19 protein-coding genes are annotated in these 21,607 nt (G+C 59.8%); 10 read left to right on the top strand and 9 right to left on the bottom strand.

Annotated elements, in window-relative coordinates; all coding sequences use genetic code 11:
- Positions 1-384 precede the first annotated feature (384 nt).
- The 5 genes from H0Z09_RS21255 to H0Z09_RS21235 all read right to left on the bottom strand — a co-directional run bounded on the left by H0Z09_RS21255 (position 385) and on the right by H0Z09_RS21235 (position 7,781).
- Complete coding sequence (locus tag H0Z09_RS21255; protein WP_186693241.1) at positions 385-3,537, bottom strand: hypothetical protein; 3,153 nt, start codon at positions 3,535-3,537, stop codon at positions 385-387.
- Between the two features lie 141 nt (positions 3,538-3,678).
- Positions 3,679-4,707, bottom strand: a complete 1,029-nt coding sequence (locus H0Z09_RS21250; RefSeq protein ID WP_186693240.1) for an AbrB family transcriptional regulator — start codon at positions 4,705-4,707, stop codon at positions 3,679-3,681.
- Positions 4,700-6,214, bottom strand: a complete 1,515-nt coding sequence (locus H0Z09_RS21245; RefSeq protein ID WP_186693239.1) for a tripartite tricarboxylate transporter permease — start codon at positions 6,212-6,214, stop codon at positions 4,700-4,702. Before H0Z09_RS21245 ends, H0Z09_RS21250 begins: the two co-directional genes overlap by 8 nt.
- A 1-nt stretch (position 6,215) precedes the next feature.
- Positions 6,216-6,674, bottom strand: a complete 459-nt coding sequence (locus H0Z09_RS21240) for a tripartite tricarboxylate transporter TctB family protein (RefSeq protein WP_186693238.1) — start codon at positions 6,672-6,674, stop codon at positions 6,216-6,218.
- Between the two features lie 123 nt (positions 6,675-6,797).
- On the bottom strand, positions 6,798-7,781 hold the full coding sequence (locus H0Z09_RS21235) for a tripartite tricarboxylate transporter substrate binding protein (RefSeq protein WP_186693236.1): 984 nt from the start codon (positions 7,779-7,781) through the stop codon (positions 6,798-6,800).
- Positions 7,782-8,011: 230 nt separating this feature from the next.
- Between H0Z09_RS21235 and H0Z09_RS21230 the strand changes: the two genes are divergently transcribed.
- Together H0Z09_RS21230 and H0Z09_RS21225 are read left to right on the top strand one after the other, a co-directional pair.
- Positions 8,012-8,683, top strand: a complete 672-nt coding sequence (locus H0Z09_RS21230) for a response regulator (RefSeq protein ID WP_186693234.1) — start codon at positions 8,012-8,014, stop codon at positions 8,681-8,683.
- Entirely contained in the window at positions 8,676-10,061 is a 1,386-nt protein-coding gene (locus tag H0Z09_RS21225) for a sensor histidine kinase (protein WP_186693232.1), read from the top strand. Before H0Z09_RS21230 ends, H0Z09_RS21225 begins: the two co-directional genes overlap by 8 nt.
- On the opposite strand, the gene H0Z09_RS21220 is transcribed toward H0Z09_RS21225, so the two are convergent.
- On the bottom strand, positions 10,062-10,883 hold the full coding sequence (locus tag H0Z09_RS21220) for an HDOD domain-containing protein (protein WP_186693229.1): 822 nt from the start codon (positions 10,881-10,883) through the stop codon (positions 10,062-10,064).
- Positions 10,884-10,919: 36 nt separating this feature from the next.
- Positions 10,920-11,861: a folate-binding protein YgfZ gene (locus H0Z09_RS21215; RefSeq protein WP_186693205.1), complete on the bottom strand. Its 942-nt coding sequence runs from the start codon at positions 11,859-11,861 to the stop codon at positions 10,920-10,922.
- Positions 11,862-12,000: 139 nt separating this feature from the next.
- Between H0Z09_RS21215 and H0Z09_RS21210 the strand changes: the two genes are divergently transcribed.
- Together H0Z09_RS21210 and H0Z09_RS21205 are read left to right on the top strand one after the other, a co-directional pair.
- Entirely contained in the window at positions 12,001-12,255 is a 255-nt protein-coding gene (locus H0Z09_RS21210) for a succinate dehydrogenase assembly factor 2 (protein WP_076950210.1), read from the top strand.
- Positions 12,239-12,685: a protein YgfX gene (locus tag H0Z09_RS21205; RefSeq protein ID WP_186693202.1), complete on the top strand. Its 447-nt coding sequence runs from the start codon at positions 12,239-12,241 to the stop codon at positions 12,683-12,685. Before H0Z09_RS21210 ends, H0Z09_RS21205 begins: the two co-directional genes overlap by 17 nt.
- Here H0Z09_RS21205 and nadB read toward each other — a convergent pair.
- Positions 12,654-14,270, bottom strand: coding sequence for an L-aspartate oxidase (nadB, locus tag H0Z09_RS21200; protein WP_186693200.1), 1,617 nt, complete (start codon positions 14,268-14,270; stop codon positions 12,654-12,656). The genes H0Z09_RS21205 and nadB overlap by 32 nt on opposite strands.
- Before the next feature lie 463 nt (positions 14,271-14,733).
- Between nadB and rpoE the strand changes: the two genes are divergently transcribed.
- The 4 genes from rpoE (at position 14,734) to H0Z09_RS21180 (ending at position 18,574) form a co-directional block, all read left to right on the top strand.
- Positions 14,734-15,315 carry an RNA polymerase sigma factor RpoE gene (rpoE, locus tag H0Z09_RS21195; RefSeq protein WP_003172477.1) on the top strand — a complete coding sequence of 194 codons (582 nt, stop codon included), beginning with the start codon at positions 14,734-14,736 and terminating at the stop codon, positions 15,313-15,315.
- 32 nt (positions 15,316-15,347) lie between these two features.
- Positions 15,348-15,935 carry an RseA family anti-sigma factor gene (locus tag H0Z09_RS21190; RefSeq protein ID WP_016975168.1) on the top strand — a complete coding sequence of 196 codons (588 nt, stop codon included), beginning with the start codon at positions 15,348-15,350 and terminating at the stop codon, positions 15,933-15,935.
- 15 nt (positions 15,936-15,950) lie between these two features.
- Entirely contained in the window at positions 15,951-16,913 is a 963-nt protein-coding gene (locus H0Z09_RS21185) for a MucB/RseB C-terminal domain-containing protein (RefSeq protein WP_186693198.1), read from the top strand.
- Positions 16,914-17,137: 224 nt separating this feature from the next.
- On the top strand, positions 17,138-18,574 hold the full coding sequence (locus tag H0Z09_RS21180; RefSeq protein ID WP_186693196.1) for a DegQ family serine endoprotease: 1,437 nt from the start codon (positions 17,138-17,140) through the stop codon (positions 18,572-18,574).
- A gap of 61 nt (positions 18,575-18,635) precedes the next feature.
- Here H0Z09_RS21180 and H0Z09_RS21175 read toward each other — a convergent pair whose 3' ends face one another.
- Positions 18,636-20,069, bottom strand: coding sequence for a M48 family metalloprotease (locus tag H0Z09_RS21175; RefSeq protein WP_076950216.1), 1,434 nt, complete (start codon positions 20,067-20,069; stop codon positions 18,636-18,638).
- A gap of 94 nt (positions 20,070-20,163) precedes the next feature.
- Here H0Z09_RS21175 and H0Z09_RS21170 point away from each other — a divergent pair, with 94 nt between their 5' ends.
- Together H0Z09_RS21170 and H0Z09_RS21165 are read left to right on the top strand one after the other, a co-directional pair.
- A complete protein-coding gene (locus tag H0Z09_RS21170) occupies positions 20,164-20,403 on the top strand; it encodes a sulfurtransferase TusA family protein (protein ID WP_010212198.1) in 240 nt (79 codons plus the stop codon).
- Between the two features lie 29 nt (positions 20,404-20,432).
- Complete coding sequence (locus tag H0Z09_RS21165; protein ID WP_186693194.1) at positions 20,433-21,503, top strand: AI-2E family transporter; 1,071 nt, start codon at positions 20,433-20,435, stop codon at positions 21,501-21,503.
- The last annotated feature ends 104 nt before the right edge of the window (positions 21,504-21,607 follow it).

Genomic DNA, 21,607 nt, shown 5'->3' with positions numbered 1-21,607 from the left:
AAACTATGCGTACTGTCCCCAAGGTTTTACTGGCAGCAGGCATGGCTGTACTGCTTGCCGCTTGTTCCAGTGGACCTTCCGAGACGGTCTCAAGTGAGTACCCCGGACTTGATCCTGCCTGCACTAGCGCAGGTTATTTCAAAAGCATATCGCCCGGTTGGTATTATCGGTGTGTGTGGAACGGCAGTATCAATCGGTGGATAAAATACCCAAACCAATGCCCGGCTGGGCAAGAGTTTGATGAAGCCCTTAAACGCTGCTTACCCAGGACGTAACACATTGAAAGGCCTCTCTTCCTGACGGTAGAGAGGCCTTTTTTATTGCCTTAAGAATCGTGGTGTCAGGTGGCAATATCACCACCCAGCAGCGTTTTTAACAATAAGCCTATGGCTGCTCCACAACCAAAATATCATCCAGTGAAAACTCTGCCCCTGAGTAGGTACTCTTGAAGTAGATGCGCACAGGCAAGAACTGAGAGGGAACTCCGGCAGGCAATGAAAAGGTCCTCGAATGTGAGGTCCACACACCTGGGTTAATATGGACGAACGTCTGTGACTGAGTGCCGAACTCTATGAAAACCTGGGGTTGATAGGGGTTCAGGTCCACCTTCATCTTGAAGCTCAAGTCGTAGGTTTTACCGCTCTTGATATAAAAGGTTTTAATGACGCCGGGAGCGACAGGGCTGCCGTTATTCAGTTTTACATACCAGAAATTATTGTTATTGATATTTCTGATTACGCCGGTACCGTTGATGATATTGACCCATCCGTTCCAGGACAATAATTCAAAGTCTGTCAAATCATAGAGCCGAAGCGCTTTGATGATGTAGGTGCTCAACGGAAAGGACTTGGCGTTCAGTTCATTTGAATTACCATCGAAAGTGACGGCTGCCTTTGCCGTAACCTGGCTGTCATCTGCGAGTGCGGTAAACCAACTGCGCATTGCCTTTTCATTCACTATCCCGTTGTCGGCTTGGGTTTGGTCGATCGGATGGCCGTTCAACAGTGTTAAGGGTATTGCACCAACACTATGGAGCCTGAGCCAGATCCGTTGGTCTTTTCTGCTCAACGGCCACCGCGCCAAGTCCACCCAGCAGTCGGTGTTGAATGTGTTCAAGTCCACGATTGAGCCGGGTTTCAGGCCATTGAGTCTTGGCTGCGGCAGTGGATTGCCGCCGGGTAGTTCATCGAAGTCCAGTACGCGCAGATTCAGTACCCTGGAGTCATCGGTGACGCCGTTGGTGGTGACATGATACAGAAGACGCAGGACGCTCCCAACGTGGTCACCGATCACACTGTTGGAGAACTTGAAATCGACGAAACCTGTGGTGGGGTTGCCGTATTGGGGCGTTATGGACGGCAGCGTCGCACCGGGTTTGCCCAGCAGTTCGAGCTTAATCAGATCGTTCGAAGACATCGGTGCAAACTGCACGCGCGCCGTCACCTCGGGAGTGTTGTCAGCAATCACCGGGCTGATCGTCGCGTTTTCGTCGTCCACCGGCGTGCTGTTGTAAACGAGGGGCGCAGGTAGATGGCGCACTGCGAGGATTTTCATGGGCACGGTGTACGAAAAGCGTGTTGCAACGCTTGGGCGGGAGCGGTCGTAGAAAATATTCATGAATTGATTGAGCAGGATGTACTGGCGCTCGAGCGTGAAAGGCAGCGGCCGGTCTTTCCAAGTGTCTGAGACAAAGAAGGGTTGCGGCGGAGCGCTTCCTCTGTCGCCTTCAGCATGCAAGGTGACCGTATCCCCCACTTTGATATCCTTGTTGGAATCGACCTCAATGGTGGCATCGCCGGTGGATTGGCTCGGATCAAACACGTAATCAGGCGGCGGCGCTTCATGCACCCTTGGTTCGGGCAGTGCGGCCTCGGAGGCACCGACATAAACCGTTGTATCCGGGGATGGCCGTATTCCCTCGCTATTCTCACTGGTATACGAGGCTGTCAGGCTGCCCCCTGCCAATTTGGCAATATCACCCTCGGGGCCATTGATAATCGAGAACACCACATTGCCCGCGCCTGCATTCTTGGATTCTTCGTGGTAGTAAAACTTGCCGTTAGGGTAGCGGCCCAGCAGCTTCAGCGTGATGCGGTCAAAGAAATCCTGTCCGTGAGATTTACGGATGTCAATGTTAACGATGGGGGTATCAGCAGGCAGTATTTCACCGACAGCCTCCCGAAATATCGGGGCGTAGAGCCCACCGGGAAGGGCGCTGCCGATCACTCTGACCTGGGTGAGGTGTGAGCCTCTATTCGGCGCGCCAAAGCGAATGCGCTCATAGCGAAGTCGAGCCTGCCCTCCGATCAACGGGACCAGGTCGCCTACCGGGCATGGAATTTTGAGCTGGCGCGTCGTGGTGGATGTCAGGGGATCGGAACTGTAGGTTTTCTTCACCGTTTGCCCATACACCGTCCTGCCGGTGAGGGTCACCTTGATCACGTCGCCCAACAGGTAGGCGTTACCCGCGATTAGAATGATGATTGTCACGAAGGCACCAACGACCTCGTCGAGGTTGAGGATGTCTTCCGGAGCCTCATCGAAGAAGCAGTGGGGCAACAATGGCTCTGAACCATCGTTCAAGAATACCTGGATGAATTCGGGGAGCGACCAGCCGTCCGAATAGTTTCCGCACTCATCAATCACGTTCCACTCAGCGACGTGAGAGCCGCTGCCGATCTGGCGCCAATGTTCAATGCAAAGCCTGAAGACAATGTCGTCAAAGTTATCCGCTTCTGGCTGCGACACCTCGTGCTTGAATAATGCGTCGCCGATTTTAAGGCGAACAACATCACGCACGGCCCGATGGGTACGGGGTGACAATGAGGTATCGGCGGGGTAGAAGGGGACGCGAATCTCTATGCAGTTTTGCGCGTCGTCTTCTGTAACGCCATAGTCGAGAAATTCTTGGGGAATGATCGGCTTGAGCAGGTTCGTGTTTACAAAACTGTGGTCGTCCGGGTTTTTCCCGGCAGGTTTCACCTTATCGACCTTCAGCGTGAATTTTCTGGTTTCTCCTACCGCATTGCCGAGGCGTGTGACCTTGATGAACGAGGTGACAATGCCATCGGTGATCACATTCTGGGGTACGAACAGCACAATCAACTCGGCGTTATCCACTTCATGCTGATGGATGGTGGTGGACGCGACGGCTTTGGTCAGATCACCAAAGAACAGTTCCACGAAATCCAGCGCTGCCATTTCCAGAAATGGCAGCAAGGCGATCAGTAGCCCCTCGATATGGGTCGTTATTGCGGCGAGATTGATACCTGCATCGACGCCTTGCACCGGCTGGGTACTTGCGGGGATATACAATACCAAGTCTTCGAGGCGAACCTTTTTGAAGGCTTGCGTCGAGTTGAGAGATACGTCCGAGGGGCGTGGCACCAGGTAACGAGGATCAATGAAAGTACGCCGTGCAGCCTGTTTCTTTTTTTGTTGTTGCTTGGAGGCGTACGGTGCAAGCAGTGATCGCCCCTGTGCAAGCTTGATCAAGCGTTGGCCGGGCGGCGTGGAAGATTCTTCTTCGTTATCCATGGTAGAACCCTCTGCAGTCAGTGAGGAACTCAATGTCTACGGCCCATTTACTGAGTGGGAGTAGCTGCGAAGAGGTGTAACGCGGAACTCGGGGGGCAACCAGCTGTGAGAATTGACAGTGCCGACAAACGGTAACGGTTGTCAGGGTTGACGATTCCAATACCGGAACAATGGCTCCGCCAGAAACAGTACAAATAACAATCGCATCACCTGCATGGCCGTGACCAGTGGTACCGACAATTGCAGGGTTTCGGCGGTGAGGCTCATTTCGGCAATACCGCCGGGCATCATGCCCAGGGTCAGCGAGCGCAGGTCCAGGTGGGTCAGGGCACTCAGGCCCACAGCCGCCAATGTCGCCAGCGCCATGGTCAAGGCGGTACCGATCAAGGTGCGCACCATGAACGCGGGGGCACGACGGAAGAACTGACGATTGAAGTGGCAGCCCAACCCGCTGCCGATCAACCACTGGCCAATCTGGCTGCCGCCGTCGGGCAAGCCGATATGCAAGTCCCAGACGACACTGGCCGTCGCACTCACCAGCAACGGCCCGAACAGCCAGGGATTGGGCTGGCGCAAACGCTGCCAGCCCCAGGCCACCAGCGCGCCCATCGGAAACAGCATCAACAGCCAAGTCCAGCTCACCGGTGCCGGGTGAAACTGCGGTGTCCCGCCTTCAAGCAAATACTTGAAGATCGCCGGCACACACAGCACCACCACCAGCACCCGCAGACTTTGCCCCGCCGCCACACGGCTGAGCACCGCGCCGTTGCGCGCACCGAGGTTGACCATCTCACCGGAACCGCCCGGCATGCTCGAGAAAAACGCCGTGGCACGGTCTTCGCCACTGCGGCGCATCAACCACACACCGACCACGCTCGACAGGCTGGTGACCAGCGCGCCGAAAAAGATCAAGCCGAAGTGGCTCATCACCTGCTCGATCACCATCGGCGTGAAGTGCAGGCCGATGCCGATGCCCACCACCCATTGGCCGCACTTGCGCCCGCCGGGGATCTCCGCCAACTGCCACGGCGTAAGGCAACGCACCAGGATGATCGCCAGCAACGAGCCGACCATGTACGGCAAAGGCCAGCCGACGAGGCTGGCCAGGTAACCGCCGGCCAGGCCGACCAGCGGTGTTCCCCACCAATGTTTAAAAGTGACCTCAGACATCGGGCAGGGCACGACGCTGCAAGGCACGTTTACGGTAGATGCGCACCAGCGGGAACATCAGCATCAACGCGGTCAGTACCCATACACCAAAGGTGATCGGGCTCGACCACAGGATCTCCAGCGCGCCGTTGGAGATCGACAGCGCCCGGCGCAGGTTCTGCTCCATCAGGCCGCCGAGGATAAAGCCCAGCAGCACCGGCGACAGCGGGAAGTCGAGCTTGCGCAGGATGTAGCCGAAGATGCCGATGCCGACCATCAGGAACAGGTCGAAAGTGGTGGCATGCACCGCGTATACACCGATCGCGGTGATGATGGCGATCACCGGCACCAGCGCCCAGTTCGGCACGGCGAGGATACGGGTGAAGATGCGGATCATCGGGATGTTGAGGATCACCAGCATGATGTTGGCAATAAACAACGAGGCGATCAGGCCCCAGACAATGTCCGGTTGCTGTTGGAACAGCAGCGGGCCGGGCGTGATGTTGTACAGCGACAGGGCGCCGATCATCACGGCGGTGGTGCCCGAGCCGGGCACGCCCAGGGTCAGCATCGGCACCAGCGCACCGCAGGCAGAGGCGCCGATCGCGGTTTCCGGCGCGGCGAGACCGCGCATGTCGCCCTGGCCGAATGTACCGCTGGCACCGGCCAGGCGTTTCTCGGTCATGTAGGCAACGGCCGAGGCCAACGTAGCACCCGCGCCCGGCAGCACACCCATGATGAAGCCGAGCAGGCCGCAACGGATGTTGACTACGAAAACGGAAGACGCTTCCTTCAGGTTGAACATCATCCGTCCGGTGGCTTTCACGGCTTCCTGGCCACGGTGGGTTTTTTCCAGCAGCAACAGGATCTCGCTGATGGAGAACAGACCCAGCACCAACACCACGAACTGGATGCCGTCGGTCAGGTGAATGTTATCCCCGGTAAAACGGTACACGCCGCTGTTGGCGTCGATGCCCACGGCCGACAGGAACAGGCCGATCAATGCCGCCACGAACGTCTTCAAGGGTTTGTCACCGGCCATGCCGCCCAGACAGACAATCGCAAAGACCATCAGTACGAAATATTCCGCCGGGCCGAAGGCAATCGCCCATTTGGCCAGCAGCGGCGCAAACAGCACCATGCCGCAGGTGGCGATGAATGCCCCGATGAACGAGCTCCAGGCCGACAACGACAGGGCCACGCCGGCCAGGCCTTTGCGGGCCATCGGGTAGCCGTCGAGGGTGGTCATCACGGTGGAGGCTTCGCCCGGAATGTTCAGCAGGATCGAGCTGATACGCCCGCCGTACTCGCAGCCCAGATACACGGCGGCCAGCAGGATCAGCGCCGACTCCGGCGGCAGGCCGAGGGCGAAGGCGATGGGGATCAACAGCGCCACGCCGTTGATCGGCCCCAGGCCTGGCAACAGGCCGACCACGGTGCCGATCAAGGTGCCGCACAACGCGGTTATGAGGTTGTAAGGGGACAGTGCAACGCCGAAGCCCTGGCCCAAGTAGCCGAAAGTATCCATGTCAGTTCTCCAGAACGTCGAGCAGGCCAAGGGGCAGCGGCACATCCATGACTTTATCGAACAGCAGATACAGACCGATGGCCATCAGGCCGACGATCACCACGCTGGGCAACCAGCGGCCGCCATACAAGCGTGCCATCGGGATGCCGATCAGCAGGCTGCTGAGGATGAAACCCAGGGGTTCGAAGGTGCCGGCGAACACGATCAACAGCGCGACGCACACGCCGATCTTGACCAGAGTGTCGCGGTCCAGCGCCGGTTCTTCTTCGGTGTGTTTGGTCGCTTGCGGGCGAATCAGCATGTAGATCAGCGCCAGGCTCATCAGCCCGAGCATCAGCAGCGGAAAGGCGCGTGGCCCGACCGGCTCGTAGGAAAAGGCTGCCTGATACGGCCAGGCCATCAGCGCCAGGCCGGCACAGACCAGCAGCAGCACGGCGGCAAAAATGCGTTGTATGAGCATAGGAAACTCCAAGGCTACGCTTGCAGAAGCGAGCTCGCGAAGAACTCAACGACCGTGCATTCAGAAAACGCGCGTGATCGTTGAGGTTTTTCGCGAGCAAGCCCGCTCCCACAGGGAGGACGGTTACTGGATCAGGCCGAACTCTTTGGCCAGTACTTTGTAGTCCGCCACCTGTTTCTTCACGTAGGTGTCCAGCTCCGGGCCGGTCATGGCGAACGGGAACAGCTCGCGCTGGTCACGCAGCTTGGCGAACTCTTCGGAGGCCAACAGCTTGTCGAAGGCGTCTTTCCACCAGGCGTAGTCGGCATCGCTGACTTTTGGCCCGAGGTAGAAACCGCGCACCACTGGCCAGACGATGTCGTAGCCTTGCTCTTTGGCGGTCGGAATGTTCTTCATTTCCGGCTCGTCCAGGCGTTTCTCCGAGAACACCGCCAGCAGGCGCATATCGCCGCTCAGGATGTGCGGCATGGAGTCGGAGATGTCGGTACTGCCCACCTGGATATGACCACCGAGCAGGGCGGTGGCGATTTCACCGCCGCCTTCCAGCGCCACGTAACGCAGCTCGCGTGGGTTGATCCCGGCGGCCTTGGCGATCAGCGCGGTTTGCATCCAGTCCTGGCTGCCGACGGTGCCGCCGGAACCGATCACGACGCTGCCCGGATCTTTCTTCAAGGCTTGGACCAGATCGTCGAGGGTCTTGTAGGGCGAATCGGCTTTCACGGCGATGGCACCGTAGCTGGTGCCGACTGCTGCCACCCAACGCACGGCGCTCTCATCGAAGCGCCCGAATTTGCCCTGTGCCAGGTTCAACAATGAACCGCTGGACCACGCCACCAGGGTGCCGCCGTCCGCCGGGCGCTGGGCGACCACGGCGTTGTACGCCACCGCGCCTACGCCACCTGGCATGTAGGTCACGCGCATCGGCTTGCTCAACAGTTTCTCGTTGACCAGTGCGCTTTGCACCAGTTTGCAGGTCAGGTCGAAACCGCCGCCAGGGGAGGCCGGGGCGATGCATTCGGGGCGCTTGGGTTCTTCGGCGGCCAGCAGGTGGCCGGCGAACAGCATGCAGCCGGCAGCGAGGGCGAGTTTACGTAGGGGGAACGTCATGTGTGTCTCCATTTATTGTTCTTATTTGGCGAAAACGCTTCGAGGCGTTTTTCGGGTGCTATCGCTCAATAGCTTGGCGGGCGTAACCTGCCGTCGCCTGATGCTAAACGGCGAAGCTTTCAGTAACCTTTCAACTGCCTTTCACTGTTTTCGGGCTTCACAGGGCAGTCGGCGCCTGTAAACTGCCTCGCAAAGCGTGGCGCCGACCACCCCGAATAAGGTAGAAATCCATGCGTGTCCTTCTGGTAGAAGACCACCTGCAGCTCGCCGAAAGTGTGGCCCAGGCGCTCAAGAGCACGGGTTTGACCGTCGATGTGCTGCACGATGGCGTGGCCGCGGACCTGGCCCTGAGCAGCGAGGAATACGCAGCGGTCATCCTCGATGTGGGCTTGCCGCGCATGGACGGTTTCGAGGTGCTCGCACGTTTGCGGGGCCGTGGAAAAAACTTGCCGGTGCTGATGCTGACCGCGCGCAGTGATGTGAAGGACCGCGTTCACGGCCTTAACCTGGGGGCTGACGACTACCTCGCCAAACCTTTCGAGTTGACTGAGTTGGAAGCGCGGGTCAAGGCACTGCTGCGACGCAGTGTGTTGGGCGGTGAGCGTCAGCAGACCTGCGGCGTGCTGGTTTACGACCTAGATACCCGGCGGTTCACCGTGGGCGGCGAGTTGATGACGCTCACCTCCAGGGAGCAAGCGGTGCTTGAAGCGCTGATCGCCCGCCCAGGACGGGTGATGAGCAAGGAACAGCTGGCTTCCCAGGTGTTCGGCCTGGACGAAGAGGCCAGCCCCGATGCCATCGAAATCTACGTGCACCGTCTACGCAAGAAACTCGACGGCCAGCCTATCGCCATCGTGACCTTCCGGGGCCTCGGCTATTTGCTGGAAGCCCGCGATGCATAAGCCCAGCAGCCTGCGCTGGCGGCTAGTATGGAACCTGGCGTTGCTGCTGGTGCTGCTGATGTTGGCCAGCGGCATGAGTGCCTACTGGAATGGCCGCGAGGCCGCCGACACCGCCTACGACCGTACGCTGCTGGCCTCGGCGCGCACCATCGCCGCCGGCTTGACCGAGGTGGACGGCACCTTGAGCGCCAATGTGCCCTATGTGGCCCTGGACACCTTTGCCTACGACAGCGCCGGGCGCATTTATTATCAGGTCAATGACATCGACCAGAAGCTGATCTCCGGCTACGAAAACCTTCCCGGCCCGCCACCCGGCACGCCGCGCACCGACGATTATCCGGCGCTGGCGCGCTTCTACGACGCTGTCTACCAGGGCCAGCAGGTGCGCGTGGTCAGCTTGCTCAAGGCCGTATCCGAACCGAACATGAACGGCATGGCCGAAATCCGTGTCGCCGAGACCGATGAAGCGCGCGTGAGCATGGCCCGCAGCCTGATGGCCGATACCTTGCTGCGCCTGGGTATGCTCGCCATCGGCGCCTTGTTGCTGGTGTGGTTTGCCGTGAGTGCGGCGCTGCGTCCGCTGGAGCGCCTGCGCACGGCGGTGGAAGAGCGCCAGCCCGATGACTTGCGGCCGCTGCCCTTGGTGGAAGTACAGGATGAGTTTGGCCCGCTGGTGCGCTCCCTCAACCACTTCACCGAGCGCCTGCGCGGCCAGTTCGAACGCCAGGCGCAATTCATTGCCGATGCGGCCCATGAACTGCGCACGCCGCTGGCCGCGCTCAAGGCCCGGCTGGAGCTGGGTTTGCGCGCAGAGGAACCCGCCATCTGGCGCAACACGCTGGAAACCGCGGCCCAGGGCACTGACCGCCTGACGCATCTGGCCAATCAACTGTTGTCCCTGGCGCGTATTGAAAACGGCGCCCGGGCAATTGCCGAAGGCGGCGCGCAGCTGCTCGATCTCAGCCAGCTGGCCCGGGAGTTGGGCATGGCCATGGCGCCGCTGGCTCACGCACGTGGCGTGGCACTGGCGCTGGAAGCCGACGAGCCGGTGTGGCTGCGTGGAGAGCCCACCCTGTTGAACGAGTTGCTGAGCAACCTGGTGGACAATGCCTTGGCGCACACGCCGCCCGGCGGCAACGTGATCCTGCGGGTGACGGCGCCGGCGGTGCTGGAAGTTGAAGACGATGGCCCCGGTATCCCGCTGGATGAACGGGACCGGGTGTTCGAGCGTTTTTATCGCCGCAGTCAGCAGGGCATGGGCTCGGGGCTGGGGTTGGCGATTGTCGGTGAAATCTGCCGGGCGCATCTGGCGCAGATCAGCCTGCACGATGGCGAGCAGGCAGGGTTGAAAGTGCGGGTGAGTTTTATCGCGGGCTGATCAGTAGAACATCGAGCGGGCTTCATCCAGCTCGGTGCGCAGTTTTTCGCTGTAGGGGTCAACCCGCAGCTTTTTCATTGCAGGCACGCTGGAAACGTCCACTTTTGCCAGTGGGTGATCGGTGCCGCGATGGCAATACAGCACGGCGACCTGTACCAGGTCGATGTAATCGAGGCTGGCCGAGTCGCGCTCCAGGTCCAGGTACAGGCCAGGCAATTTCGCCAGCATCTCCGGAAAGTCCCAGACGCCCAGCAGCTTGTCGCCCAGCAGCGGATGAATGCTCTCTATCACGTGGTTGAGGCTGACCGGGTCCGCGAGCAACTCGTAGTGTTCTTCGGCATAGGTCAGGATCGGCAGTACGCCGATCTGGTGCACCAGGCCGCCAAGGGCTGCCTGGTCCGGCTTGAGCTGGCTGTGGCTGCGGCACAGGGCGTAACTCACCCCGGCGACTTCCAGGCTGCGGCGCCACACATCACGCATCTTTTGCTCGACTACGTCGGAGCGGGCGTGGAAAATCTGCTCCATCACCAGGCCGATCGCCAGGTTGCTGCTGTAGTTGGTGCCCAGTCGGGTGATGGCGGTGTGCAGGTCGGTGACTTCCTGGGTGGCGCGCAGCAAAGGGCTGTTGACTACTTTGATCAGGCGCGCCGACAGTGCGGTATCGCGACCGATGACTTTGCTCAAGTGGCTGATGCTGATGTCCGGGTCTTCGGCGGCCTGGCGAATGTTCAGGGCCACTTCCGGCAATGTCGGCAGAACCAGGTCATCGTTGTCGATGGCCTTCACCAAAGCCTGTTGGACTCTTTCCGCCAGCTTGTTCATTCATGATCTCTAGGGTGTTGCAAAAAGGTACGGCGATTAACGCTGGATCTCTCGATCGCGGTCGAGCGTGTAAGGAAGGTCTAGCAGTTGCAAACCCGGGCCTTCCAGTGTGCCTATGTGCACATCGCCACTATCGGCAGCTTCGGCTTGCAACACGGCAAGAAGTTCAATGCCCAGGTCAGCGTTCGCTGCGATCACCACTTCGCCGATCGAGCTGTTGTGGCTGGGTGAAAACAGCGGCGTGCCTGGCTCGGGTAGTTGCGCCGCATCAAGGCGCAGGCGGTACAGGCGACGCTTGAGTTTGCCCAGGTACTGCATGCGAGCGACGATTTCCTGGCCGGTGTAGCAGCCCTTCTTGAAGCTGACGCCGCCCACGGCTTGCAGGTTGAGCATCTGTGGGATGAACAATTCGCGTGTCTGCGGCATGACCTGGCCGATGCCGGCGCGGATTTGACCCAGTAGCCATTCATTCAAGTCAGCTTGTTGCAGGTATTCGGCCAGTTGGCTGCGCACGCTCTCGGCTTGCTCGGCTGGCGCCCAGAGTTCGGCCCGGCCAGGGGAGACGCGAATGGCGATCAGTGCATCGCTGCGGGCGACGCTGTCGGTCTCGGCCGGCAACTCAAGGCCAAGGCTGGCCAGGGCCGAGTCGGCATTCATCAGGCCAAAACGCACCCAGGCGGCGCTTTCGTCGGTGAGTTTGGATTTGGAGAACACTGCGTATTTCTTCAGGTCCGCCAGTTGTGGCTCCAGCAGCTCGGTGGCCATGGCCAGTAACACGCCGTCACCTTGCAGCAAAATGCGGAAACTGGACTGCATGCGCCCTTTTTGTGTGCAGCGCGCGCCGAGGCTGGCCTGGGTATCGCTCAGGTAGTTGAGGTTACATGTCAGTTGGCCCTGAAGGAATTTGGACGCGTCGGCGCCGCGGACGGCGAGAATACCTTCGTGGGACAGGGGGCAGAAGAAAGCAGAGTCAGCCATGGGTCATCGCAGGTTAAAAAGTCATGGGTGCATCATAGAGGGGCGCCCGGCAAATGGATAGTTTCGTCGCGGGCGACCAAAGCCGACTGTTCCGGTGCCGTCGGGGCTGTATACTTGCGCCCTATTTGAGGAGTGCTCCATGGTCGAAGAAGTCGAAATCAATCGTCTCTACTGGCACAGCCGTCGCGGCATGCTGGAGTTGGACGTGTTGCTGGTGCCTTTTACCAAAGAGGTCTACGCGACGCTCGATCAGGTAGATCGCGACCTGTATGTACGGCTGCTGGAATGCGAAGACCAGGACATGTTCGGCTGGTTCATGGAGCGTGCCGAGTCCGAAGACCCGGAGCTGCAGCGCATGGTCCGGATGATTCTGGATCGTGTCCAGCCCAAGTAGTGTTTTCGAATGCCGCTGGCAGGCCTCACGGCTGTTGCTGGCGGCGTATCTCCTCGCCCAGCTGTTCGCGTTGGGTGCGCTGTCGGCGATTGAGTTGCCTTATTCGAGCCTGGGCATGCTGTTGTGTATAGCGCACGCCACCTGGGTCTTGCCGCGTTTTATCCTGTTGACTCACCGTTCGTCCGTCCGTGGCCTGCGCCGTGATGCGGATGGCTGGCAGCTATTCAGCGCTGAGCGCGGTTGGCACGGCGTGCAGTTGCGTCCCGACAGCCTGGCCTTGCCTTTGATCGTGGTGCTGCGTTATCGCGTGCCGGGGGAGTGGCGGGTGCGCACGATCTGCGTACCCAGGGACGCGCAAAGCGCCGATGTGCACCGGCGCCTGCGGGTACGCCTGAAGTTCAGCCGCCGTAGGTGGCTGGCACCAGGATAGTGTCGCGGGCCTCGGGCAGCATCTGCGGATAGTCAAGGGTGTAATGCAGACCCCGGCTTTCCTTGCGCTCCATGGCCGAGCGGATCATCAGTTCGGCGACCTGGGCCAGGTTACGCAGCTCGATCAGGTCGCGGCTGACCTTGTAGTTGCTGTAGAACTCGTCGATCTCATCCAGCAGCAAGCGCACGCGGTGCTGCGCCCGTTGCAGGCGTTTGTTGGTGCGCACGATTCCCACGTAGTCCCACATGAAGCGGCGCAGCTCGTCCCAGTTGTGCGCGATGATTACATCCTCGTCCGAATCGGTCACCTGGCTGGCGTCCCAGCGGGGCAGGGCGGCCGGCACCGGAATGCGTGGCAGCTGTTCGAGAATGTCCGCCGCCGCGGATCGCGCATAGACGAAACATTCAAGCAACGAGTTGCTGGCCATGCGGTTGGCGCCGTGCAGGCCGGTGAAGCTGGTTTCGCCGATCGCGTAGAGGCCGGGTACGTCGGTGCGGCCGTGTCTGTCGACCATCACGCCGCCGCAGGTGTAGTGCGCGGCCGGCACTACGGGGATCGGGCCTTTGGTGATGTCGATGTTGAAGGCCAGGCAGCGCTCGTACACCGTGGGGAAGTGGGTCTTGATGAAAGCCTCGGGCTTGTGGCTGATGTCCAGGTAGACACAGTCGACGCCCAGGCGCTTCATTTCGTGGTCGATGGCGCGGGCGACGATATCGCGGGGCGCGAGCTCGGCGCGCGGGTCGAAGCGCTGCATGAAGCGTTCGCCGTTGGGTAGCTTCAGGTGCGCGCCTTCGCCGCGCAGGGCTTCGGTGATCAGGAAGCTCTTGGCCTGCGGGTGATACAGGCAAGTGGGATGGAACTGGTTGAATTCCAGGTTGGCCACGCGGCAGCCGGAGCGCCAGGCCATGGCGATGCCGTCGCCACAGGCGCCGTCCGGGTTACTGGTGTAGAGGTAGACCTTGGCCGCGCCACCTGAAGCCAGCACAGTGAAGCGCGCGCCGTAGGTGTCGACTTCTCCGCTGCCACGGTTGAGCACGTAGGCGCCGAGGCAGCGTTCTCCGTCCAGGCCCAGACGTTTTTCGGTGATCAGGTCAACGGCGACACGCTGTTCCAGCAACTCGATGTTGGGGCGTTGCCGGGCTTGTTCGAGCAGCGTCGTGAAAATCGCAGCGCCGGTGGCGTCGGCGGCGTGGATGATTCGGCGATGGCTGTGGCCGCCTTCGCGGGTCAGGTGGAATTCGAAACCGCCGTCGTCGCTGCCCGCGTGTTCGTCACGCGTGAACGGCACGCCCTGGTCGATCAGCCATTGGATGGCTTCGCGGCTGTGCTCCACGGTGAAGCGTACCGCTTCTTCATCACACAGGCCGCCGCCGGCGTTAAGGGTGTCTTCGACATGGGACTGCACCGTATCGGTGTCGTCCAGCACGGCGGCAACACCGCCTTGGGCCCAGAACGTCGAGCCGTTGGCCAGGTCGCCTTTGCTCAGCACTGCAATGCGCAGGTGGCTGGGAAGGGTCAGCGCAAGGCTCAAGCCGGCCGCGCCGCTGCCGATCACCAGGACATCGTGTTGTAACTGTTGGCTCATTTGAGGGATTCCGCAAAAAGCGATCCGAAGGGTTGGCGCAAACAGGGCGCCTGGATCGGCGAATCAAAGGGTCACACGGGCCACTAGTATATAGAGGGGTGGAGCGGCACAATAGCCGGGCATTCGTGGCAATCTGAGATTACGGTGCACAGCTCGGGTGAAATTGGCCGGTTTTGGGACGGGAACTTTTTGCATGAGCCCTGACTCAATAGCAGGTTGCCCGAAAGCTGGGAAAACGTTGAGTTTATTGGCCCGTCGGGAGCATTGGACGCGTCAGAAAAACCGGCGACAAGATTATTCGCGCAGCCGGCGTTGCCCGCGCTGCGTTTTTCGTGTGTGCCAAATCAGTGCGTGCCGGAAACTTGCTTGAAGGGGGAGAACTTTTGCGAAAAGACCGAGTCTATGTTTGCAAGCCTGATCGTTTAGTTATGCAAGCCTCCTACGAGCACAACGAGGAGTGTTCATGCTAACCCAGGAAGAGGATCAGCAGCTGGTCGAGCGCGTACAACGTGGCGACAAGCGAGCTTTTGATCTGCTAGTGCTGAAATACCAGCACAAAATTCTCGGGTTGATCGTGCGGTTTGTGCACGACACCCATGAAGCGCAGGACGTTGCACAGGAAGCCTTTATCAAGGCTTACCGTGCACTTGGTAACTTTCGCGGTGATAGTGCGTTTTACACGTGGCTATACCGAATCGCCATCAACACGGCGAAGAACTATCTGGTGTCTCGCGGACGCCGCCCACCGGATAGCGATGTAAGTTCAGAAGATGCGGAATTTTACGATGGTGATCACGGGCTCAAGGATCTCGAGTCCCCGGAGCGTGCATTGCTGCGCGACGAGATCGAAGGCACCGTTCATCGCACAATTCAGCAACTGCCAGAAGATTTGCGTACGGCGTTAACTTTACGTGAATTCGATGGTCTGAGTTACGAAGACATTGCGAGCGTCATGCAGTGTCCGGTGGGGACTGTAAGGTCACGGATTTTCCGGGCCCGGGAAGCCATCGATAAAGCCTTGCAACCGTTGTTGCAAGAGAACTAAAGACAGCGGCGACAGCCAAGAGAGGAACCGCCATGAGTCGTGATGCCCTGCAGGAATCGCTGTCCGCAGTGATGGATAACGAAGCGGATGAACTGGAACTTCGTCGAGTGCTCAACGCATTTGATGATGCCGAAACCCGTGATACCTGGTCTCGTTACCAAGTCGCTCGGGCGGTGATGCACAAGGATCTTCTAATCCCTCGTCTGGATATTGCTGCGGCCGTTTCTGCCGCGCTGGCTGATGAAGCCGTTCCGGCAAAAGCTGCTCGTGGTCCTTGGCGTAGCCTGGGTCGCCTGGCAGTCGCTGCCTCGGTAACTGTTGCCGTGCTGGCGGGTGTTCGCCTGTACAACCAGGACGAAATCGCCGGTGCCGAACTGGCCCAGCAGACTCAGCAGCCGGTCATGGCCGGTCCGCAAGTCAAAGGCCCGGCGGTACTGGCCGGCTACAAGGAAAGCTCCGACACCACCGGGCCTATGGCCAATGGCGTCTTGCAAGGGCAATCCGGCTGGCAAGACCAGCGTCTTCCAGGCTACCTGCGCCAACACGCACAGGAATCGGCCCTGAAAGGCACTGAAACCGCTCTGCCCTATGCTCGCGCAGCAAGTCTGGAAAACCGCTAATCCGTAAGGAGCTCTATGCGAGCCATACCGCTCCTTACGCTTTTGCTCAGTGGTTGCTTAGCACTCCCCGCCCATGCCGATGAAGCCCAAGACTGGCTGACTCGACTTGGGCGTGCAGAGCAGCAGCAAAGCTTTCAAGGTACGTTCGTCTACGAACGTAACGGCAGTTTCTCCACCCATGACATCTGGCACAGAGTCCAGAATGGCCAGGTCCGTGAGCGGCTATTGCAGCTCGATGGTTCTGCCCAGGAAGTCGTGCGCGTGGATGGCCGCACGCAATGCGTCAGCGGCACCCTTGTCGCAGGCCTTGGCAATTCCCGTGACGCACCCTCGCGTGCGCTGGATCCGCAAAAACTTAATCAATTCTACGAACTGGCCGTCATTGGCAAATCCCGTGTGGCCGGTCGAAATGCGGTGATCGTTTCGATCACGCCGCGTGATCAATACCGCTACGGTTTTGAACTGCACCTGGACCGTGAAACCGCGCTGCCGCTCAAATCCTTGCTCTTGAATGATAAAGACCAGTTGCTTGAGCGCTTCCAGTTCACGCGATTGAATACGTCCGTCGTGCCTGACGACCGCGATCTGCTGCCCAGTGCCGAATGTGCACCGATTACCGTGGCGAGTAGCAAGGCACCCAAGGTACAGTCCACCGAGACGTGGCATATGGAATGGTTGCCGCCAGGTTTTCAACTGACCACCAGCAGCGCCCGTAAGGACGCCCAGACCAAAACGACGGTAGACAGCCTGATGTATAGCGACGGGCTGGCGCGTTTCTCTGTGTTCCTTGAGCCGGTCAGCGATGGGGGCGTCACGGAGGCTCGCACGCAACTGGGCCCGACGGTGGCCGTTTCCCGCCGCCTGAACACCGTAGATGGCGAAATGATGGTCACGGTGGTGGGCGAGATCCCTGTCGGCACCGCTGAACGTATCGCGTTGTCGGTGCGCGGTGAAAAAAAGCCAGCCGTGAATCGTTAATCTTATGTTCATCCTGACGTTTCACTGTAGGCGCATGGCAGGTGGGGTGCCGAGAGCATGAAATGTCTGGATCAGTATTTTCACTTGCAAAAATCACTCACGTTTTTTATAGGTCAGGGCTTGTCGGCGCTGGCCTTGTTTTGTTCGCGGAACAAAGATGCCGGTCGTATTGCGGCGTTTCTTGAACCCTGTCGCTCAACCCTGCTCGTCGTAACGGGAGCTGTATGTCGATACCACGCTTGAAGTCCTATCTATCCATAATCGCCACGGTATTGGTGCTGGGCCAGGCCTTGCCTGCGCAAGCAGTCGAGTTGCCTGACTTCACCCAATTGGTCGAGCAGGCCTCGCCAGCTGTGGTGAATATCAGCACCACGCAAAAACTGCCGGATCGCAAAGTCTCCAACCAGCCAATGCCTGACCTTGAAGGCCTGCCGCCAATGCTGCGCGAGTTCTTCGAGCGCGGCATGCCCCAACCGCGCACGCCCCGTGGCGGTGGTGGCCAGCGTGAAGCGCAGTCCCTGGGTTCCGGCTTCATCATTTCGCCGGACGGCTACATCCTCACCAACAACCACGTGATTGCCGACGCCGACGAGATCCTGGTGCGCCTGGCTGATCGCAGTGAGCTCAAAGCCAAGCTGGTCGGCACCGATCCACGTTCCGATGTGGCCTTGCTGAAAATTGAAGGCAAGGACCTGCCGGTGCTGAAACTGGGTAAATCCCAGGACCTGAAAGCCGGGCAATGGGTCGTCGCCATCGGTTCGCCGTTTGGCTTCGACCATACCGTGACCCAGGGTATCGTCAGCGCCATCGGCCGCAGCCTGCCGAACGAAAACTATGTGCCGTTCATCCAGACCGATGTGCCGATCAACCCGGGTAACTCCGGTGGCCCACTGTTTAACCTGGCGGGCGAAGTGGTTGGGATCAACTCGCAGATCTACACCCGTTCCGGTGGTTTCATGGGGGTGTCTTTCGCCATCCCGATTGACGTCGCCATGGACGTTTCCAACCAGCTCAAAAGCGGTGGCAAGGTCAGTCGCGGCTGGTTGGGCGTGGTGATCCAGGAAGTGAACAAGGATCTGGCTGAATCCTTCGGCCTCGATAAGCCGGCCGGTGCCCTGGTCGCGCAGATTCAGGACGACGGCCCGGCAGCCAAAGGTGGCCTGCAGGTCGGCGACGTGATCCTGAGCATGAACGGCCAGCCGATCGTCATGTCGGCCGACCTGCCGCATCTGGTGGGCGCGCTCAAGGCTGGCAGCAAGGCCAAGCTGGAAGTGATCCGCGATGGCAAGCGCCAGAACGTTGAACTGACCGTTGGCGCCATCCCTGAAGAGGGCGCAACCCTGGATGCCCTGGGCAACGCCAAGCCGGGTGCCGAGCGCAGCAGCAATCGCCTGGGCATTGCCGTGGCCGAGCTGACCCCTGAGCAGAAGAAGACCTTCGACCTCAAGAGCGGCGTCGTGATCAAGGAAGTGCAGGACGGTCCTGCTTCGCTGATCGGCCTGCAGCCCGGTGACGTGATCACTCACCTGAACAATCAGGCGATCGACAGCACCAAGCAGTTCACCGACATCGCCAAGGCGTTGCCGAAGAATCGTTCGGTGTCGATGCGCGTATTGCGTCAGGGACGTGCAAGCTTCATTACGTTCAAGCTGGCCGAGTAACTCGGTAAAAAAAGCCCCGCCTTCGTTTAACGAAAGCGGGGCTTTTTTGTGCGCGATGGGTTTAGCTCATCATGCCTTTGACCAGGCGTTCCTGCTCGATCAGCTCACGCTGGCGTGCGTCGATACGAGAAGACAGGGGGAAATTGCTGCCGGCCCTGCGCTTGGCAAAATCCAACTGCTGGATCGCTTGCTGAAAATCGCCCACCAGCGCGAAATACTCGGCACGCGCTTGATGCAGGCCAATGATGTTGCCGGACAAACCGCGTGTCTCGGCGACCTGGTACCAGACGTCGGGGTCGTCGGGACGGGATTTGAGCAGTGCATCCAGGGCTTTCTCGGCATCGGCCGTACGGTTCTGCTTGAGCAACAGGTCGACCCGAATCTGGTTCAGTGGATAGTTGCCGGGATACTGGGTGAGCAGCCGATCCGTGCGTTGCTGGGCATCAGGCAGGCGATTGTTGTCGATATCCAGCTGGATCTGCGCCAGGTTGTAGGTGATGTCGTTTGGTGCCTTAGCGAGCAGCGGTGCCAGGTTGTCCCGCGCCTGCTTGAACTGAGAGGCTTTGATCTGGGCGATGGCCAGGCCGTAACGCGCTACATCGTTCTTCGGGTTCTCGTCCAGCTGCGCCTGGAAACGCTTGGCGGCCAGGCCTGACGTGTCTTCGTACTGCAACTGCACCCGTGCGCGAATCAACTGATAGCGCAGGCTGTCTTCCTTGCCGCCGGGTTTGGCTTGTTCGGCGCGGTTACGGGTGTCGGCTATCCGTGATTCGGTGACCGGGTGCGTCAGCAGGAACTCCGGTGGCTTGGCGTCGAAGCGGTATTGGCGGCCCAGGCGCTCGAACATGGTCGGCATCGAGCGTGGGTCGTAGCCGGCCTTTTCCAGGTTGACGATACCGATGCGGTCGGCCTCTTGTTCATTTTGCCGAGAGAACCTGCGCTGTTCCTGGATCGCGGCGGCCTGGGTGCCGGCAATCGCCGCGATGCCCGCATCGCCAGCACCGGCCGCCGCCGCAATGATGCCGCCAAGCAGCGCTGCCATCATTGGGATCTGCATGCGCTGCTGCGCTTCCACGCCACGGGCGAAGTGACGCTGGGACAAGTGCGCCAGTTCATGGGCCAGTACCGAGGCGTATTCCCCTTCGGTCTGGGCATTGAGGAACAGCCCGCCGTTCACCCCTACAATGCCGCCTGGCGCTGCAAAGGCGTTGAGTTGCGGGCTGTTGATCAGGATGAACTCCAGGCGCCGGTCATTGACCTGGCTGGTTTCCACCAGTTTGTACACGCTGGTTTCGACGTAATCCTTGAGCTGCGGGTCGTTGAGTTGCGAGACCTGCCCGCGCAGGTAGGCCAGCCATGCGCGACCCAACTGGTATTCCTGTTGTGGCGAGACAATGGCAGAACTGGCGTCGCCAAGTGACGGCAGGTCGTCGGCGAAGCCTGGGGAGGCCAGCAGGCAAGCCAGCGTCAGCAGGGTGGGGCGCAAAAAAGTCATGCACAGAGCCTTTCGACAAAGAGCTTACTGTAGCCGGACACTGAGCTTCGGACCAGATATTCTAAGCGCCCGAATGCGTGCCCGGAGTAAAACCATGACCGACGCTGTAGCCTTTGATGCCGAACTTGACGCCAGCGGTCTCAATTGCCCATTACCCTTGCTCAAGGCCAAGCTGGAGCTCAATCGCTTGGCCAGTGGCGCGGTGCTCAAGGTGATCGCTACGGATGCGGGCTCCCAGCGGGACTTTCGCACGTTTGCCAAACTGGCCGGCCACACCCTGTTGCATGAAGAAGACGCCGCCGGTGTGTACCGTTACTGGTTGCGCAAGGCCTGAACCGTTTGCCCATCCTCCGAGGTTGATTGATGTTCAAAGTGTTACGAGACTGGATCCAGCGCTACTTCTCCGATGAAGAAGCGGTGGTGCTGGCGGTCCTGCTGTTTCTCGCCTTTACGGCCGTGCTCACCTTGGGTGGCATGCTGGCGCCGGTGCTGGCGGGGATGGTGCTGGCGTACCTGATGCAGGGCCTGGTCACTACCCTGGAACGCTTGCGCTTGCCGGGCGGGGCGGCCGTGGGGCTGGTGTTCGCTTTGTTCATGGGGCTGCTGGTGCTGTTTATCGTGGTGGTGTTGCCGTTGCTATGGCACCAGTTGATTACCCTGTTCAATGAATTGCCGGGCATGCTCGCCAAATGGCAGTCGCTGTTGCTGCTGTTGCCGGAGCGCTACCCGCACCTGGTCTCGGATGAGCAGGTGCTGCAAGCCATCGAAGTGGCGCGCGGCGAGATCGGAAAGTTCGGGCAATGGGCGTTGACCTTTTCCCTGTCCAGCCTGCCGCTGCTGGTCAATATCATGATCTATCTGGTGCTGGTACCGATCCTGGTGTTCTTCTTCCTCAAGGACCGCGTGATGATCGGCAGCTGGGTGCGGGGCTACCTGCCGCGCGAACGTGCACTGATCACTCGCGTTGCCGAGGAAATGAACCGGCAGATCGCCAACTACATTCGTGGCAAGGTGATCGAAATCATCATCTGTGGAGGCGTGACCTACATCGCTTTTATCGCCCTGGACCTGAACTACGCGGCCCTACTGGCGTTGCTGGTGGGAATATCGGTAGTGGTGCCGTACGTCGGCGCCGTGGTGGTGACAGTACCCGTGACCTTGATCGCATTGTTTCAGTGGGGCTGGAGCGACCAGTTCATCTACTTGATGGCGGTATACGGGATCATCCAGACCCTGGACGGCAACGTGCTGGTGCCGCTGCTGTTCTCGGAGGCCGTCAACTTGCACCCGGTGGCGATCATCTGCGCGGTGCTGTTGTTTGGTGGGCTATGGGGATTCTGGGGCGTGTTTTTTGCGATACCCCTTGCGACGCTGTTCAAGGCAGTGCTGGATGCTTGGCCGCGCAAGGAGCCGGTTGTAGCACCGCTGCTGTAACGACATCCCGTCATTTGTAGTGAGCGGGCTTGCCCCGCGCTGGGTTGCGAAGCAGCCCTAAAACCTGCGACCGCGTTTTATCTGGAAGAATGCGGCAGCCGTAT

The organism is Pseudomonas sp. SWRI18 (assembly GCF_014268345.1).
GTDB lineage: Bacteria > Pseudomonadota > Gammaproteobacteria > Pseudomonadales > Pseudomonadaceae > Aquipseudomonas > Aquipseudomonas cedrina.
The sequence above is the reverse complement of the archived record's forward strand: the minus strand, read 5'-3'. Positions and strand labels throughout refer to the sequence as shown.

Excerpts from the sequence above, each read along its gene's own strand:
- H0Z09_RS21255 (WP_186693241.1), bottom strand. The coding sequence starts at position 3,537 with ATGGATAACGAAGAAGAATCTTCCACGCCGCCCGGCCAACGCTTGATC.
- H0Z09_RS21250 (WP_186693240.1), bottom strand. The coding sequence starts at position 4,707 with ATGTCTGAGGTCACTTTTAAACATTGGTGGGGAACACCGCTGGTCGGC.
- H0Z09_RS21245 (WP_186693239.1), bottom strand. The coding sequence starts at position 6,214 with ATGGATACTTTCGGCTACTTGGGCCAGGGCTTCGGCGTTGCACTGTCC.
- H0Z09_RS21240 (WP_186693238.1), bottom strand. The coding sequence starts at position 6,674 with ATGCTCATACAACGCATTTTTGCCGCCGTGCTGCTGCTGGTCTGTGCC.
- H0Z09_RS21235 (WP_186693236.1), bottom strand. The coding sequence starts at position 7,781 with ATGACGTTCCCCCTACGTAAACTCGCCCTCGCTGCCGGCTGCATGCTG.
- H0Z09_RS21230 (WP_186693234.1), top strand. The coding sequence starts at position 8,012 with ATGCGTGTCCTTCTGGTAGAAGACCACCTGCAGCTCGCCGAAAGTGTG.
- H0Z09_RS21225 (WP_186693232.1), top strand. The coding sequence starts at position 8,676 with ATGCATAAGCCCAGCAGCCTGCGCTGGCGGCTAGTATGGAACCTGGCG.
- H0Z09_RS21220 (WP_186693229.1), bottom strand. The coding sequence starts at position 10,883 with ATGAACAAGCTGGCGGAAAGAGTCCAACAGGCTTTGGTGAAGGCCATC.
- H0Z09_RS21215 (WP_186693205.1), bottom strand. The coding sequence starts at position 11,861 with ATGGCTGACTCTGCTTTCTTCTGCCCCCTGTCCCACGAAGGTATTCTC.
- H0Z09_RS21210 (WP_076950210.1), top strand. The coding sequence starts at position 12,001 with ATGGTCGAAGAAGTCGAAATCAATCGTCTCTACTGGCACAGCCGTCGC.
- nadB (WP_186693200.1), bottom strand. The coding sequence starts at position 14,270 with ATGAGCCAACAGTTACAACACGATGTCCTGGTGATCGGCAGCGGCGCG.
- rpoE (WP_003172477.1), top strand. The coding sequence starts at position 14,734 with ATGCTAACCCAGGAAGAGGATCAGCAGCTGGTCGAGCGCGTACAACGT.
- H0Z09_RS21190 (WP_016975168.1), top strand. The coding sequence starts at position 15,348 with ATGAGTCGTGATGCCCTGCAGGAATCGCTGTCCGCAGTGATGGATAAC.
- H0Z09_RS21185 (WP_186693198.1), top strand. The coding sequence starts at position 15,951 with ATGCGAGCCATACCGCTCCTTACGCTTTTGCTCAGTGGTTGCTTAGCA.
- H0Z09_RS21180 (WP_186693196.1), top strand. The coding sequence starts at position 17,138 with ATGTCGATACCACGCTTGAAGTCCTATCTATCCATAATCGCCACGGTA.
- H0Z09_RS21175 (WP_076950216.1), bottom strand. The coding sequence starts at position 20,069 with ATGACTTTTTTGCGCCCCACCCTGCTGACGCTGGCTTGCCTGCTGGCC.
- H0Z09_RS21170 (WP_010212198.1), top strand. The coding sequence starts at position 20,164 with ATGACCGACGCTGTAGCCTTTGATGCCGAACTTGACGCCAGCGGTCTC.
- H0Z09_RS21165 (WP_186693194.1), top strand. The coding sequence starts at position 20,433 with ATGTTCAAAGTGTTACGAGACTGGATCCAGCGCTACTTCTCCGATGAA.